The sequence below is a fragment of the Solirubrum puertoriconensis genome (assembly GCF_001483135.1).
In the GTDB taxonomy this organism is placed as follows: Bacteria; Bacteroidota; Bacteroidia; order Cytophagales; family Hymenobacteraceae; genus Solirubrum; species Solirubrum puertoriconensis.
On sequence record NZ_LNAL01000008.1, the window covers coordinates 1,049,727 to 1,065,032 of the forward strand.

Consider the following 15,306-nt stretch of genomic DNA (forward strand, 5'->3'; position numbering starts at 1 on the left):
TGCTGAGGGCGTTTTCAGTGGTCACGTAGGGAGTCGAACCCCAAACCTCCTGGTTCGTAGCCAGGTGCTCTATCCAGTTGAGCTACGTGACCGTTTTCCGTTTTGGTGCTGCAAAGATAGGCGGTCCTTTTTGGCTTCTGCAAGTGTTAAGCGAATATTTCCTGCTGAGAAGCATTGGCGAAGCGGCAATAAGCTGAAAGTCAGGCTGAATTTTTTTGCGGTTTTTTTAAGGCTCGCTTCAGCGCTCGGTCGAAGAGCCAATACAAGCCGAACACCGATATAGCGATAAGCCCAACCACAAGCAATTTACCAGCCGTGCCACTGTCGGGGTCACGGATGAGGGCAAATACATCTTGGGCTTTGGTGCCAAGCCAATAGAAGAACATGCTGCGCGGCAACATGCCCACTACCGATGCCGACAGAAACCGCTTTTTATCGACGCGCATTACCGTGAGCACAAACGTCATGAGTGCAAAGGGGAGCACCGGAGAAATTCGCGTCAGCAGGATCAGCTGCCAGCTTTCGTTTTTAAGCTCCTGCATCACGGCATCGGCCTTTGGGAAATGGTGCAGGAAACGCATCATCTTGCCATGATCGAGGCTGGAGGCCACGGTGTAACCCACCATGGCGGCCAGCATGTAGCTGAGGACCATACCCGGAAAACCCCACCACCCTAGGTAAAAACCCGTTACCAACGCCACGAAGGTGGTAGGGGTAAGGGCGAATGCCATGGTAAAGGCAATGATGGCAAAGTAGAGGAGAATCTGCCAGGCGGTAAGATGCTGTAACAGTTGCTGGTTTTGGTACAGGACCCAGCTGAGGGAAGAACTGCCCACCACCGGTAACGCCACTAGTAACCCCATCGAAAACAGGGTTGAGAAATTGGTGCGGAGCAGTTCGCGTAGAATGCGCATAGGACAATAATAAAAGCACGGACCGGAGCGGTTGCCGGTCCGTGCAGAACAAAACGGAATTACCGGAAAATGGTGGTGGTTTCAGCGCCAGATGCGTGAGCTGGGCAGCTTACGTAATGGAGCAATACCGGGCTTGCTAAGGTACTTGCCAAGGTGCGGCAATGCACTTTGTGAAGATGAAGTAGAGCAACCGCAGCGCAAAAGGAATGCTATTGGAAAAGCCGAAACGCTTCCTTCAAGTTTTGAAGCGGCCATTACGGCGGCATGCAACAAGCCAAGGAGAAAAGCAACGCAAGTTTTAAAGGCAAGCCTTTCCAACATCGACAAACCCAAATTTGATTTCGTGTAGTAGGCCCGGCGGTATTAGGCCCCATTCGGGTGCAGGGCCATCTGCAGATAATTGGCAGAGCACCTCGTAAGGCTTTAACATTTGAGCTTGCTTAAGCATCGAGAGCAGTAATGTTACCTTTGTGCTTGCCTGCGCCGTGCACCGCGGCCGCCTCAAAAGCCTACATTATTATGTTTTCTAATCAGCACAAGGCGCTGTATCTCCTGTACTTTGTAATGCTGCTGCTGGTGGTGCCGCACGCTGGCTTTTCGGGCGATGTAGATTGTTGGTGGCGCTGGTCGGATTACATCCTGCAGGAGGGGTTACCCAACATCTACCAATTTCCGGATGTCAACTACAATCCTCTCTACCCTTATGTGCTTTGGCTCTACACCAAGCTTATGGGTACGCACGAGAAGATCATGCATTACCGGCATGCGCTAAAAGGCTTTACCCTGCTGTTCGATTTTGCGGGTGCCTTTGCGGCGGTGTCGCTTGCGAAGGGGAAGGAACGCCGATTTATGCTTGCGTTGCTGCTGCTGTTCAACGTGGGGTATATGTACAATACCCTGGCTTGGGAGCAGATCGACGCCATCTACACATTCCTGGGTTTTATGGCTGTGCTGCTTGCGCTTCGTGGCAATACCGTCGTGAGCGTACTGTGCTTGTTGCTGGCACTCAATACTAAGGCTCAGTCCATCATATTTCTGCCGCCGTTGCTGCTGCTGTGGTTGCCGCAATGGCTGCGCAGTGCCCGCCGGCAGGTAGTACCCGCGCTAGGCATTGCGGCTGTGGTGCAGGTGCTTATTCTGGCACCTTTCATTTGGTTTGGATCCGTAAACTACGGCCCACGCATCGCTCAAATCAACCTGCATGCGGCCGATATGTACCCGCATCTGTACGTGGGCGCCAATAACCTCTGGACCATCATTGCACCCGACAGCCCGCTGAAATTGCTGGAAAGCTGGACTGACCTGGCAGTGGCGCATGGCCTCACGTACCGGCAATGGGGCATGCTGATGTTCATGGCCGCCTCGGCCGTTGCGCTGTTGCCGCTGCTGGCCTTGGCATGGCGGAGTTGGCGTGCCAATCGGCTGTTGGAACGCTCCGAATTGGCATTGGTGCTGCTAAGCTTCGGCATTATTCCGTTGCTGTCTACGTACTTCAATACCCAAATGCACGAGCGGTATTGGCACCCCGCCATTTTGTTTCTGGCAGCCTACGCGTTCCTGACGCGCCGGTACTGGTTGTATGTGGTGCTTTCAATTGCGTATTTCCTCCAGCTCGAATCTATTCTGCACTACTTGGAGCTGAGGAAGTACACGGTGTTGTTGTTCGACAAGTACTTCATTGCAGGCTTGTTCACGCTACTGATTGTGGGAGCCATGGTTGAGCTGTATTGGCAGGCTCTACGTACGCTGCGTGCTAGCGGCCAGCGCGCTACCGATACCGCACCTTCCGTGTCCCCAACTCAAGCAGCGCCTTCACTTTCTTGAAATATAACTCGGCTTTCCGCTCGGGTAAATCTTTCTTGAAGTGCAACGTATGCCAGCAAATACGTTGACTGCAAGCAACTACTTGCCCGTTTGAGTTGCCAGTCGTAAGCACCTAGGAAGCCGGTCGCAATGGCTGCCTCTTCGTTTAAGGTTGTCTCGTTTAACTTTGGCCTGCCGCACACCCGCGGCTCTGTACCTGCAGCACTAGCGCATGAAATTCGGAACGAAAGCTATCCACGCCGGCGTGCACCCCGACCCAACCACGGGGGCCATCATGACGCCGATTTACCAAACCTCGACCTATGTGCAACGCTCGCCCGGCGACCACAAAGGCTTCGAGTATTCCCGCACGCATAATCCCACCCGCACGCAACTCCAAGACGCCCTGGCCGCGCTCGAAAACGGCACGCACGGCCTGTGCTTTGCTACCGGTATGGCCGCCATCGATGCGATGGTGAAGCTGTTGGAGCCCGGCGACGAAGTAGTAGCTACCAACGACCTGTACGGGGGCACCTACCGCATTTTCACTAAGGTTTTCGCGAAGTACGGCATCGTGTTCAAGTTCGTGCCGATGCACGATGTGCAAGCCGTGCGTGCCGCCATGACGGAGCGCACCAAGCTGGTATGGGCCGAAACGCCCACCAACCCGCTGCTGCACATCATCGATATTAAGGCCATGGCCGAAGTGGCGCACGAGTTTGGCGCGCTGCTGGTGGTGGATAACACCTTTGCTACTCCTTACCTGCAAACCCCCCTCGACCTAGGTGCCGACGTGGTGATGCACTCCCTCACCAAGTACATGGGTGGCCACTCCGACGTGGTAATGGGCGCCCTCATCGTGAAGGACGACGAACTGCACCAGCGCCTTGCTTTTGTGCAGAACGCCTCGGGCGGTACCCCCGGCCCGCAGGATTGCTTCTTGGTATTGCGCGGCCTGAAAACCCTGCACGTGCGCATGCAGCGCCACAGCGAAAACGGCCGCGCCGTGGCCGAGTTCCTGCGCCAGCACCCGCGCGTAGGCAAGGTGTACTGGCCCGGCCTGGAGTCGCACCCCAACCACCAGGTGGCCCGCCAGCAAATGCGCGACTTCGGCGGCATGATTTCCTTCGTGCTGAAAGACGACAAAGTGGAAGATGCCGTGCAGGTGCTCGAGAAGTTCCAGCTGTTTTCGTTGGCCGAGAGCCTAGGTGGCGTTGAGAGCCTAAGCGGCCACCCCGCCACCATGACGCACGCCAGCATTCCGGCCGAAGAGCGCCGCAAAGCCGGTTTGTCCGACTCGCTGATTCGCCTGTCGGTGGGCATTGAAGATGCCGAAGACCTGATTGAAGACTTGGCGCAAGCTCTGGGGTAAGCTTTACGATGCGTGCTTACGTGTTACTCTTAGGTCTGCTGTTGGGAATGTGGAATCCGATCCACGCCCAGCAGCCAGCCGAAAGCTCGGAGCCGTTTCGGAAAGCCAATGCGGTGCTGTTGTACACTAATGCGGCCCCTGATTCGGTGCTCTACGCAATGGCCGAAAACCTCCGTCGTCGCGGCTTCGAAACCGCTGAATTGGATGCCCGTCATCTGGTGACACTGCCCGGCATAGAAACAGGTAGCCAAGGCTGGCCGCTAGTCATTCGGGCGGAGCGCATGACTGGCGGCGTGGTACTCACAGGGACTTACCGCATGGACGGATTAGTTGGTCGGCCCGAGTTTGCCGCCGAATTTTTGGGGTTCGAATGGTCGCCGGCCAAAAGCAGTTTCAGGCAAGTCGAGAAAACAGCTCGCTCGGTCGGCCGCAGTACCATCAAGTACAGCCGACACAAGTAGCGTTTCACGTTTTAGCCAAAAGCCCCGGCAGATTTGCTCTGTCGGGGCTTTTGCTTGAATTCAGGTAGGAAAGTGGCCTACTTCGCTGGCGTCGAGTTCGACTCCAGCATCTGAAATAGTTCGTCGAGCTTGGGCGTGAGAATAATCTCGGTGCGGCGGTTCAGGGCCTTGTTCTGGGGCGAGTCGTTTTTGGCTACGGGCACATATTGCGAGCGGCCCGATGCCGTAACGCGCTCGGGCTGCACGCCACCTACCGTAAGCAGGCGCGCTATTTCGGTGGCACGTAGGGCCGAAAGATCCCAGTTGTCGGCCATGCCGGCGGTGCCTTTCAGGATGGGCACATTGTCGGTGTGGCCTTCAACGACCACGTTCACATCGCGCTGATCTTTCAGCACACCGGCTAGTTTGGTAAGGGCCTCCTGGCCTTTCGGGTCGACTTTGGTTGAGCCCGACTTGAATAGCAGTTGCTCCGATAGCGACACGTACACCTTGCCGTCCTTCACTTTCACCTGTAAGTCGCTGGCTTTAAAGGAGAGCAGGGCGTTGCTCACTTTGGCCTTAAGCGCGTTTACGGCGGCATCCTTCTCGGCCAAGGCCTTTTCCAGCTCGGCCAGCTTTGCCTCGCGCGACTTCACATCGGAGGCCAGCTTGTCAATCTCGTTGCGGCTCTTATTCAGGTTGTTGGCTAGGTCGCCCAGCTCGGCCTCGCGGCGGGCTAGGTCTTGCGCTACTTTTTGGTAATCGGCGTTTTTGTTAGCCAACACCTTCTCGTTGTTCTTCAGCAGCTTGTCGTACGTATCGCTCAGCTCGCGGTACAAGCCCTGGGTGCGGCGCAAAATGGTGCCGGTTTGGGCCGAGTCGTTCACGAGGCGCTTGTTTTCGAGGCGCAACGCGCTTAGCTCTTCGTTGGCCTTCTTCAGCTCGGCCACGGCTTCGCGGGCTTGGCGCTCGGCCGATTCGCGGGCTTGTTCGGTGGCTTCGTGGCGGGCCTTCAGGTCGTCAAACTTTTTGGAGGCAACGCAGCTGGGCAGCGCCGTGCTAGCTGCCAATAGCGCGGCCAGCAGCAGGGGAGAGGTTGACTTCTTCACAGACAAAATTGTGCAAAACATGTCGGCTTTCGGGCCGAACATATGGCCATGGCAAGGTAGCTTTTTTAGCGTCAGTAAGTCCCAAATAGCACGTGGAATAATGCACCTGGCAAGTGCCTGGGTACAGGCGGGCCCACGTACCTAGGGCTGATTTATAGGGTGGTATGTGGTGGTCGATGGGTGCCGAACGTGCGTTAGGTTTTCAGCCGGCCAGAACGGATTCACCCTATATATTTGTGGCATCGTTCTATTTCCCATTCCCACCTTATCACCCCATTTTCAATGGAAACGAGCACCCTTCAGGTAAGCGCCGAAGTTGACGCGCTGCTCCAGCACGAGTGTCAGACCATTACCAAGGACCAGATTCACCAGCCTGGCCCCGATTTCATCGACCGCTGCTTTCTGCAGTCCAACCGCTCGCCGCAGGTACTGCGCAGCCTAGGTCAGCTTTACAACTCGGGCCGCCTAGCAGGTACCGGTTACATGAGCATCCTGCCCGTTGACCAAGGTATTGAGCACACCGCCGGTGCTTCGTTTGGCCCGAACCCGATGTATTTCGACCCCGAGAACATCATCAAGCTAGCTATTGAAGGTGGCTGCAACGCGGTGGCTACTACCTTCGGCACGTTTGGTACGGTGGCCCGCAAATACGCCCACAAGATTCCGTTCTTGGTTAAAATCAACCATAACGAGTTGCTGACTTACCCGAACAAGTTCGACCAGATCATGTTCGGCTCGGTTGAAGAGGCCTGGAACTTAGGTGCCACGGCCGTGGGTGCTACCATCTACTTCGGTTCGGAGGAGTCGAGCCGCCAAATTCAGGAAGTGGCAGCTGCCTTCGAGCGCGCCCACGAGCTGGGCATGGCTACGGTGCTGTGGTGCTACACCCGCAACAACTCCTTCAAGACTTCGGAGAAGGACTACCACGTGTCGGCCGACCTCACGGGCCAGGCCAACCACCTAGGCGTAACCATCGGGGCCGACATCATCAAGCAGAAGCTACCCGAAAACAACGGTGGCTTTTCGACGCTGAAGTTCGGCAAAACGCACAAGGCCATGTACGACACCTTGTCGTCGGAGAACCCCATCGACCTGGCGCGTTACCAGGTGGCCAACTGCTACATGGGCCGCATTGGCCTCATCAACTCGGGCGGCGAAAGCAAAGGCGCCACCGACCGCGAAGAGGCCATCCGCACGGCTATCATCAACAAGCGCGCCGGCGGCCAAGGCCTGATTTCGGGCCGCAAGGCCTTCCAGCGTCCGTTTGGCGAAGGCGTCGACCTGCTGAATGCCATTCAGGATGTGTACCTCGACGAGCGCATTACGCTGGCCTAGGTCGGAAAATTGTTGGTAGTAGCCCGGTGGCACCTGGTGCCGCGCCCGTTGCCAACTTCGCCCGAAGCAGTACCAGATAACCGGGTACTGACCTCTTAATACGAACAAAAACCGCGGCGCCGTGACGAGAAAAAGTCGCGGCGCCGTAGTTTTGTCTAAATACTCAGTACCAAGTACCCCATACACCCCGTTCAAATGGCTTGGTTTAAGCGTCAGGAGAAAGGCATCATCACCCCCACGGAGCAGAAGAAAGAGACCCCCGACGGCCTCTGGTACAAGTGCCCGGAGTGCGGTACCGTGAGCGACATGGGCGAACATCGTCGGCTCCTGTACACGTGCGCCAAGTGCAACTACCACGACCGAATCGACTCGGCCGAGTACTTTGAGGTGTTGTTCGATAACAACCGTTTTGAGGAGCTCGATGCCGATTTGTCGTCGGGCGACCCGTTGCACTTTGTTGATACCAAGCCGTACCCGCAGCGCATCAACTCCACGCAGCGCGCCACCGGCCTGAAAGACGCCGTGCGTACCGCTCATGGCCAGATCAACGGCCTCGACCTGGTAGTGGCCTGCATGGATTTTAAATTCATCGGCGGCTCGATGGGCTCGGTGGTGGGCGAAAAGATTGCCCGTGCCATTGATTACGCCCGAAAAAACCGCATTCCGTTCCTGATGATCAGCAAATCGGGCGGTGCGCGCATGATGGAGGCCGGCTATTCGCTGATGCAGATGGCCAAAACCTCGGCTAAGCTGGCGCTGCTGGCCGAGGCCGGTGTGCCCTACATTTCGTTGCTCACCGACCCCACCACCGGGGGCGTTACGGCTTCGTACGCCATGCTCGGCGATTTCAACATCTCGGAGCCGGGTGCGCTGATTGGCTTTGCCGGCCCGCGCGTGATCAAAGAAACAATCGGCAAGGATCTGCCGAAAGGTTTCCAGAGCGCCGAGTTCGTGCTGGAGCACGGTTTCTTGGATTTCATCGTAGATCGTAAGCAACTGAAGCAGAAGCTCACCGACCTGCTCACCATGTTGCGCCACGCCGAGGTACCCGCCGACGCTACGCGCGCCTAGGTCGAGTTCGGCACGCTTGTTGGTAAACCCCGTTTGGCTTTCAAATAGAGCCAGGCGGGGTTTGCTGCTTTAAACCCATTGTTCGGCCAGACGGGCACCCCACGGAGTAGCAGCATACATTAGCCCGCTTATATATTCGCCCGAACATTATCGGGCTAAATACAGTAAGTACCGGCAAAAGACAATCTGGCCACGTCTCTCAACTCTTTCCAAACATACGTTCATGAAGTCATTCAAATCCCTACTTGCGCTGCTGATGGTATTTACCATGCTGTTCAGCGCGTGTCAATCTTCGCGTCCGGCTGCTGGTGGCAGCACGGGCAGCACCAGCACTGGCAACGACCTGCCCTCAGGCAATGGCTCGGGCGAGCGTAAAACCGGCATGAGCAAAACGGCTAAAGGCGGCCTTATCGGCGCTGGCGCCGGTGCCGCCGCTGGGGCTGTGCTGGGCCGCGTAATCGGTGGCAAAAACGGCACGGCTGCTGGCGCCATCATTGGTGCTACCGTGGGTGGTGCTTCGGGCGCTGTTATCGGCCGCAAAATGGATAAGCAAGCCGAGGAGTTGCAGCGCGACATGAAGAACGCCCGTGTAGAGCGTGTAGGCGAAGGCATCAAGATTACCTTCGATGCTGGCATCCTGTTCGACACCAACAAATCGGATTTGCGGGCGGCCTCGGTACAAGAAATCGACAAGATGGCTGAGGTGCTGAAGAAGTACCCCGACACAAATGTTATCGTGGAAGGCCACACCGACAACACCGGCTCTGATGCTATCAACCAGCCGCTGTCGGAGCGCCGCGCCCAGGCCGTAGCCAACGAAACCATGAGCAAAGGCGTAGAGTCGGGCCGCATAACCACCAAGGGCTACGGTTCGTCGCAGCCGGTAGCCGATAACACCACGGCTGAAGGCCGCCAGGCCAACCGCCGCGTCGAAATTGCCATCTTCGCCAACGAAAAGATGAAGAAAGCTGCTGAGCGCGGCGAGTTGTAAGCCAGCTGCCCGCCAAGCATTCTGCTGACCAAGAAGGCCGCACCTAGGTGCGGCCTTCTTTTTTGCATACGGTGTTCATACTGGGCAACATACCTGCACAATAGTGTAACCCAGGGTATGGGATTTTTCGTTTAGAGTCCTATAAAAACCAGATATGTCAATGCTCTAACCTGAGCGACGTGTCTCTAAAACTGAACGACCATGAAACTTCATAAAGCTATTGTTGCCGCCGTGCTATCGGTTGCGCTGCTGGGTGGTACTACCGAAATGGCCCAGGCCCAAGATTCTAAACCTCGGAAAGGCTGGAGCAAAAAAGGCAAAGGTGCCGCTGTAGGTGCTGGTGCAGGTGCCCTAACGGGTGCCGTAATTGCTGGTAAAGGCGACCGTGCTACGGGTGCCATCGTTGGCGGCGCTGCCGGTGCCGTGGGCGGTGCGCTAATCGGCCGCAAGAAGGACAAGAAGAAAGACCCGCAGCGCTACGAACAGTACACACGCAAAGACTAACCCAAGGGCCCTTGCCCTAGGTCCTCATCCGCTGAAAAGGCCACCCTGCAAGCAGGGTGGCCTTTTTGATTGAGATTTAGCAGCAACTTTTAGCTTAGCGGCGCGTTCAAGCCCTCAGCTCGGCAGTAAAACAGCGCAGGAACCTGGCAAAAACCGATGGCCAACCAACAGTTTGCCTCGTAAACTTTGGTTGGAGAATGCTGCCCAGTAAATCAACGCAGTAGCAATAAGTAAAAATAAAGAGCTGAAATTCAGGCGTTGCAAATGAATATTCGCCTGATTGCCTGTTTTTGGCAAGGAGGTTGCCTTATGCTAAACAGGCCAGGAGGTAAGCTCCAAAAGCTTGCTCCGCATTAAGTTTGCAAGCTGGCATACATTCAGAAACTCAACAACCCAATTCCATACCCATGAACAAGCTCCGTTCGACGTTTGCCTTTTTGCTGGCATTCGTACTGCTGATGACCTCCACGCTCTCGCAGGCGCAAACCACGACTACCAAAAAACCGATGAGCAAAACCGCTAAAGGTGCCATCATCGGGGGCTTGGGTGGTGCTGCCGGTGGTGCAGTACTGGGCCGCGTAATTGGCGGTAAAAAAGGTACCGCTGCTGGTGCTGTAATTGGTGCTGCCGTAGGTGGCGGCGCTGGTGCCCTGATCGGTCGTCGTATGGATAAGCAAGCCGAAGAGCTGCGCCGCGACATGGCCGGTGCCAAGGTTGAGCGCGTAGGCGAAGGCATCAAGATTACCTTCGACTCGGGTATCCTGTTCGCTAAGAACTCGTCGACCCTGACCTCGACTGCTCAGAACAACATCCAAACGCTGGCTGAAACTCTGAAGAAGTACGGCGACACGAACGTACTGATCGAAGGCCACACCGACAACACCGGTTCGGATGCCATCAACGACCCGCTGTCGGTGCGCCGCGCCCAAGCTGTTGCCAACTACGCCATGAACCAAGGCGTAGAGTCGTCGCGCTTCGAGGTGAAAGGCTACGGCTCGAAGCAGCCGATTGCTGACAACACCACCGAAGACGGCCGTCGTCAGAACCGCCGCGTGGAAGTTGCCATCTACGCCAACGAAAAGCTGAAGAAAGCTGCCGAAAAAGGCCAGATCTAAGCCGGGCCGGCCATAGCCGCAGTCCCGTTGCTCATCCGGCGGTTTCCCTAGGTGGGAAGCCGCCGGATTTTTTGTGCCCTGAGCGGCAGCTGTCAGGTCGGCTTCATCAAAAGATAATGCAGCGCAGCCGGCACGTGCGCTTCTATCTTTACCCGCATGTCGCATACACTTACCCATTGGCGTTGGGCGGTGTGGGGCGTGGGCACGTTGGTGCTTACGGCCTGTGCTGCTACGGCGCAGCAAGCTCCTCCTGCTGCGGCCGAAACCGCAGAAGTTACCACAACCAAATCAACGAAATTAAAACCAGTACGCGGGGCTGCGGCCCTGCTGCGCTCGGGCCCCATGGTGGGCTATTCCGAAATGCGGGAGGTAATGCTGTGGGTGCAAACAACCCAACCTACCCGAGCGCACATTGAGTACTGGGAGAAGGACAAACCCGACGAGCGTTACCAAACCGCCGAAGTTGAAACCGGGGAGGTCAGCGGCCTTACGGCGCATCTGCTAGCCGACAAAGTGCAGCCCGGGCGGCGCTACGAGTATGCGCTGTACCTCAACCGCAAGCCCGTGGCAAGGCCTTATCCGCTGGAGTTCCAAAGCCAGGAGCTGTGGCAGTGGCGCAAAGACCCCGCTAACTTCCGTATGGCCATGGGCAGCTGCACCTACGTGAGCGAAGCCGCTTACGACCGACCCGTGCCCTACGCCGGCGACTACGACATCTTTACGAGCATCGATCAGCAAAAGCCCGACCTAATGCTGTGGCTGGGCGACAACGTGTACCTGCGCGAAGCCGACTGGAACACCCGCACCGGTATTTGGCACCGCAACTCGCACACCCGCGCCTTGCCCGAGATGCAGCCGCTGTTGGGCCACGCGCACAACTACGCCCTCTGGGACGACCACGATTACGGCCCAAACGATTCGGGTTACTCCTTCGCGCACAAGCAACTCACGCTGGCGGCCTTCAAGCGGTTTTGGGCCAACCCCAACTACGAGCAGGGCGGAGGGGGCATTACGGGCACGTTTCAGTGGAACGACGTGCAGTTTTTTCTGCTCGACGACCGGTGGCTGCGCTCGGCCAACAAGCTGCCTACTGCCAACGCCAGCTACCTAGGCGAAACTCAGTTGCAGTGGCTGCTCGATGCCTTGGCCAGCAGCACGGCCACCTTCAAATTTGTGGCCGTTGGCGGGCAGGTGCTCAACCCCGCCAGGGTGTTCGAAAACTACAGCAACTACGAGCAAGAGCGCGGCCGCTTGCTCAATGCTATTACAGCGGCCAAAATACCGGGCGTAATTTTTTTAAGCGGCGACCGGCACCACACCGAGCTGACGCGCTTGGAGCGTACCAACGGGTACCCACTCTACGACCTTACCGTGTCGCCGCTTACGAGCGCACCCGCCCTAGGTGCCCGCGAAGAGGGCAACACCGGCCGGGTGGCGGGTACGCTGGTTACGCAGCGCAACTTTGCCATTGTAGATGTATCGGGCCCGCTGGCCGATCGGCACCTGCAAATCCGGATACATGACGCCAAAGGCAAGCTGCTGTGGGAGCAAAGTATAGCAGCCAAAGATTTGCGGTAAGCATGCCGTAGAGCATGCATTCTTGAAACCGCCCCGGCGCTGCAATACCGCGCCGGGGCCTAGTTTTCCGACAGGTTATGAAAGTGGGTTTGGTGCGCCACTTCAAAGTGCAGAAGGAATTGGTGTGGTGGCAGCGGGTATCGGCGGCGGAGTTGCTGCAATGGTTTGCCGAGTACGATGCTGCCGGCATCGAAGAAGCCGAAGTAAACCTAGGCGGGGTAGCGTGGAGCCGTTGTGTAAGCAGTAACCTAGGGCGCGCGGCGCAAACCGCTGCCTGCATTTTCGAGGGCCAGGTGCAGCAGACGCCGTTGCTGCGCGAGGTGCAAATACAGCCGCTGTTCAGGAGTGGGGTGCGCCTGCCGCTGGTTTTGTGGGCCATGCTGGTGCAAGTGGCGTGGCTGCTCAACCACAAATCACAACCCGAAAGCCGCCAGCAGGTGGAGCAGCGCATTGCCGCCGCCCTCGATGAAGCCTTGCAACACCAGGAAAACGTACTGATTGTAAGCCACGGAGCCGTAATGCGTTTTCTGCGGCAAGAGTTGCTCCGGCGCGGCTTTCGAGGGCCGAAAATCAGCCGCCGCCCAGCCAATGGCGAACTGTTCGTGTTTGAGCAGTAGCTGCACACCTAGGGCTTTGGCCGCCATCGGTGTAACCCACCGGCAAGCCTAGCGGTACAACCGAGCATGCCCATTGCCGCGCTTCCCATCGCCTACGAATTGCCTGCGGCCGAGAAAACGCTGACGGCCCACCACGTGCTCAACGATTTCTACGGCCCGCTGCCTACTGCGCCGCGCCGCTCGCCCATGCGCGAGCTAATTAGCACGGTGCTCTCGCACCGCACTACCCACCGCGACGAGGAATTGGCTTACGACCGCATGCTCGAAACCTTTGGCGATTGGGCCGGCGTAGAGCAGGCACCAACCGCCGAGCTGGCGCATGCCATTCGTACCACCCGTTGGCCCGATACGCAGGCGCCGCGTATTCAGGAAATCCTGCGCCGGATTCGCACGGAGTTTGGCACCTACTCGCTGGATGCTTTGGCCGACTGGCCCACCGAAAAAGGCCTGGTATGGCTTACCGACATGCCCGGCATCGGGCTGAAAACCGCATCGTTGGTGCTGCTATTCAACTTTCAGAAACCGGTGTTGCCCGTTGATACGCACGTGCACCGCGTAGCGCAACGCGTTGGCATGATTGGGCCGAAAACTTCCGTGGAAAAGGCGCACCAAGTGCTGCTGGCGCAATTACCCGCCGATGCGGTGGCCTTGCTGAACTTTCATAAGCACCACTATTGGCTGGGCCAGCACATTTGCTTTTTTGCCAAGCCCAACTGCCCCAAGTGTCCGCTCAAAGGCCTGTGCAACTACTACCTCGAGCACTACGGGCCGGCCACCGCGGCGGCGCTGGCCGAGGTGCCCCGCAGCTGGGAAGGGGAGAAGCTGCACTAAGCACCTAGGGCGTGCGGACGGCTAGTGTGAGCCAGCACCTCTATCTTTGCCCTATGCGCCTCGTTCGTCATCCGGTTTTGTGCAACTACTACGTCACCTACCGGTGCAATGCGAAGTGCTCGTTCTGCGACATATGGGAGAAACCCTCGCCTTATATCCAATTGGCCGATGTGGAGCAGAACCTGCGCGACCTGAAGCGTATGGGCGTGCGGGTAATTGATTTTACCGGAGGAGAGCCGCTGCTGCACCGCCAGCTGCCCGAGTTTCTGCAGCTGGCCCACGATTTAGGCTTCATCACCACGGTCACCACCAACGGGCTCCTCTACCCCAAATTCGCGGAGCGACTACGCGGCAAAGTCGATATGCTGCACTTTTCGCTCGATAGCAGCGAAAAAGAGCAGCACGACCGCGGCCGCGGCGTGGCCTGTTTCGATTTTGTGCTCGAAAGCATTCGGGTAGCCAAAAGCCTGGGCGAGCGACCCGATATCCTGTTCACGGTTTTCCGCGAAAACCTTCAGCAGCTCGAGGCCGTGTACCGCGACATCACCCAGCCCAACGGCTTGGTGCTCATTATTAACCCAGCCTTTGAGTACAACGCCGTGGAAACCGGCGAGCGGCTGACCGAAGATGAGCTGCAGTATCTATCGGCTTTTGGCAAGCGCCCCGGCGTTTACCTCAACGAAGCGTTTATTCATCTGCGGCGCGATGGCGGCAACCACGTAGCCGCGCCCGTGTGCCGCGCGGCCAGCACCACGCTGGTTATTTCGCCCTCCAATGAGCTGGTGCTGCCCTGTTACCACCTAGGTACCCGCAGTTTCCCTATTGAAGGGCGTTTGCACGAACTCTACCGCTCCGAAGAAGTACAAACCCTGGCAGCTTTGGAGGGCCGTTTGCCGCAGTGCGAGGGCTGTACTATCAACTGCTACATGCAGCCCAGCTTCGCCGTCGAAACCAGCAAGTATTTTTGGCAAGCGCTGCCCAGTACCCTCAAGTACAACTGGTACAAAGGCACCTGGAAGCGCATGCTAGCCCGTTAGGCTGGCACCTCGGCGGGTGCGCCGAGCCGCTCGAGTGCCTGCTGCAGCTCGGCGGGGCGTTGGGTACCTAGTAAAATGCGTGTGCCGCTGCGCAGCACCAACTGCAGCCCATAGGAGCCGGCCACGTTATAGGCATAGTTGTTCAGCGAAAAGCCCTTAATGCCCCAACCGCCGTACTCCCGCAGCGCCGAATACTTGCGTACGTAGGCCTGCTGCACTTCGGCCCAGCCAATCAGCCTCCAGCCTAGCGGAAAAAATCGGTACCGAATGCCCTCGGTATTGAGGCGCACTTGCAACCGGAAGCAGGCCAGCAAACCCAGCGTAAGTGGGCCCGCCACAAAAAGCAGTGCGGTACGGGCACCTAGCGGAAGCGGTTTCAGCAACACAGTTAGCCCAACGGTAAGGGCGCCCAGCAGCAAAATCAGCCACCACCAATGGCACAGAAAGGATTGCTGCTCAGTAAAGGTGTACTCGCTGGTGCCGCTAGGAGGCGGGGGCAGGGCTTGCTGCGACATGGCCATGGGTACGGGTTAGGGGTAGCCGATTTACATTTGGTTTTCCTTCGGTAAACGTATCATTTTTCTGCCCT

The 15,306-nt window shown here is 57.4% G+C and carries 16 protein-coding genes and 1 tRNA gene; 13 read left to right on the forward strand and 4 right to left on the reverse strand.

From position 1 onward, the window contains the following. Nucleotides 1–18 precede the first annotated feature (18 nt). Together ASU33_RS18785 and ASU33_RS18790 are read right to left on the reverse strand one after the other, a co-directional pair. A tRNA-Arg gene (locus tag ASU33_RS18785) sits at nt 19–92 on the reverse strand. Nucleotides 93–200: 108 nt separating this feature from the next. Further along, complete coding sequence (locus ASU33_RS18790) at nt 201–914, reverse strand: TVP38/TMEM64 family protein (protein WP_059072344.1); 714 nt, start codon at nt 912–914, stop codon at nt 201–203. Between the two features lie 91 nt (nt 915–1,005). On the opposite strand from ASU33_RS18790, the gene ASU33_RS21340 reads away from it, so the two are divergent. The 4 genes from ASU33_RS21340 to ASU33_RS18805 all read left to right on the forward strand — a co-directional run bounded on the left by ASU33_RS21340 (nt 1,006) and on the right by ASU33_RS18805 (nt 4,550). After that, nucleotides 1,006–1,263: a hypothetical protein gene (locus ASU33_RS21340; protein ID WP_149867302.1), complete on the forward strand. Its 258-nt coding sequence runs from the start codon at nt 1,006–1,008 to the stop codon at nt 1,261–1,263. 170 nt (nt 1,264–1,433) lie between these two features. Then, complete coding sequence (locus tag ASU33_RS18795) at nt 1,434–2,738, forward strand: hypothetical protein (RefSeq protein ID WP_149867303.1); 1,305 nt, start codon at nt 1,434–1,436, stop codon at nt 2,736–2,738. A gap of 211 nt (nt 2,739–2,949) precedes the next feature. Continuing rightward, the gene (locus tag ASU33_RS18800; RefSeq protein WP_059072346.1) at nt 2,950–4,089 is read left to right on the forward strand and encodes a cystathionine gamma-synthase; all 1,140 of its coding nucleotides are present in this window, start codon (nt 2,950–2,952) and stop codon (nt 4,087–4,089) included. A gap of 47 nt (nt 4,090–4,136) precedes the next feature. After that, nucleotides 4,137–4,550 carry a hypothetical protein gene (locus tag ASU33_RS18805; RefSeq protein ID WP_059072347.1) on the forward strand — a complete coding sequence of 138 codons (414 nt, stop codon included), beginning with the start codon at nt 4,137–4,139 and terminating at the stop codon, nt 4,548–4,550. Nucleotides 4,551–4,627: 77 nt separating this feature from the next. Here the strand turns inward: ASU33_RS18805 and ASU33_RS18810 are convergent, their stop codons facing one another. Next, nucleotides 4,628–5,638, reverse strand: coding sequence for an OmpA family protein (locus ASU33_RS18810; protein ID WP_059072798.1), 1,011 nt, complete (start codon nt 5,636–5,638; stop codon nt 4,628–4,630). A gap of 282 nt (nt 5,639–5,920) precedes the next feature. On the opposite strand from ASU33_RS18810, the gene ASU33_RS18815 reads away from it, so the two are divergent. The 9 genes from ASU33_RS18815 (at nt 5,921) to ASU33_RS18855 (ending at nt 14,717) form a co-directional block, all read left to right on the forward strand. Then, the gene (locus ASU33_RS18815) at nt 5,921–6,973 is read left to right on the forward strand and encodes a class I fructose-bisphosphate aldolase (RefSeq protein WP_059072348.1); all 1,053 of its coding nucleotides are present in this window, start codon (nt 5,921–5,923) and stop codon (nt 6,971–6,973) included. A gap of 195 nt (nt 6,974–7,168) precedes the next feature. Further along, a complete protein-coding gene (gene accD / locus ASU33_RS18820; RefSeq protein ID WP_059072349.1) occupies nt 7,169–8,044 on the forward strand; it encodes an acetyl-CoA carboxylase, carboxyltransferase subunit beta in 876 nt (291 codons plus the stop codon). A gap of 223 nt (nt 8,045–8,267) precedes the next feature. After that, on the forward strand, nt 8,268–9,035 hold the full coding sequence (locus ASU33_RS18825; protein WP_286130662.1) for a YiaD family glycine zipper/OmpA-like lipoprotein: 768 nt from the start codon (nt 8,268–8,270) through the stop codon (nt 9,033–9,035). 201 nt (nt 9,036–9,236) lie between these two features. Further along, nucleotides 9,237–9,539 carry a YMGG-like glycine zipper-containing protein gene (locus tag ASU33_RS18830; RefSeq protein ID WP_059072350.1) on the forward strand — a complete coding sequence of 101 codons (303 nt, stop codon included), beginning with the start codon at nt 9,237–9,239 and terminating at the stop codon, nt 9,537–9,539. A 407-nt stretch (nt 9,540–9,946) separates the two neighbouring features. Beyond that, nucleotides 9,947–10,654 carry a YiaD family glycine zipper/OmpA-like lipoprotein gene (locus ASU33_RS18835; protein ID WP_078063251.1) on the forward strand — a complete coding sequence of 236 codons (708 nt, stop codon included), beginning with the start codon at nt 9,947–9,949 and terminating at the stop codon, nt 10,652–10,654. Between the two features lie 156 nt (nt 10,655–10,810). Beyond that, nucleotides 10,811–12,232 (forward strand): alkaline phosphatase D family protein, encoded by a 1,422-nt coding sequence (locus ASU33_RS18840; RefSeq protein WP_078063252.1) that lies wholly within the window; start codon nt 10,811–10,813, stop codon nt 12,230–12,232. 77 nt (nt 12,233–12,309) lie between these two features. Then, on the forward strand, nt 12,310–12,849 hold the full coding sequence (locus ASU33_RS18845; protein WP_059072351.1) for a histidine phosphatase family protein: 540 nt from the start codon (nt 12,310–12,312) through the stop codon (nt 12,847–12,849). Between the two features lie 66 nt (nt 12,850–12,915). After that, the gene (locus ASU33_RS18850; RefSeq protein WP_059072352.1) at nt 12,916–13,680 is read left to right on the forward strand and encodes an endonuclease III domain-containing protein; all 765 of its coding nucleotides are present in this window, start codon (nt 12,916–12,918) and stop codon (nt 13,678–13,680) included. 53 nt (nt 13,681–13,733) lie between these two features. Next, a complete protein-coding gene (locus ASU33_RS18855) occupies nt 13,734–14,717 on the forward strand; it encodes a radical SAM protein (protein WP_059072353.1) in 984 nt (327 codons plus the stop codon). On the opposite strand, the gene ASU33_RS18860 is transcribed toward ASU33_RS18855, so the two are convergent. Further along, entirely contained in the window at nt 14,714–15,232 is a 519-nt protein-coding gene (locus ASU33_RS18860; protein ID WP_149867304.1) for a hypothetical protein, read from the reverse strand. The two genes, ASU33_RS18855 and ASU33_RS18860, sit on opposite strands and share 4 nt — an antisense overlap. Nucleotides 15,233–15,306: the final 74 nt, after the last annotated feature.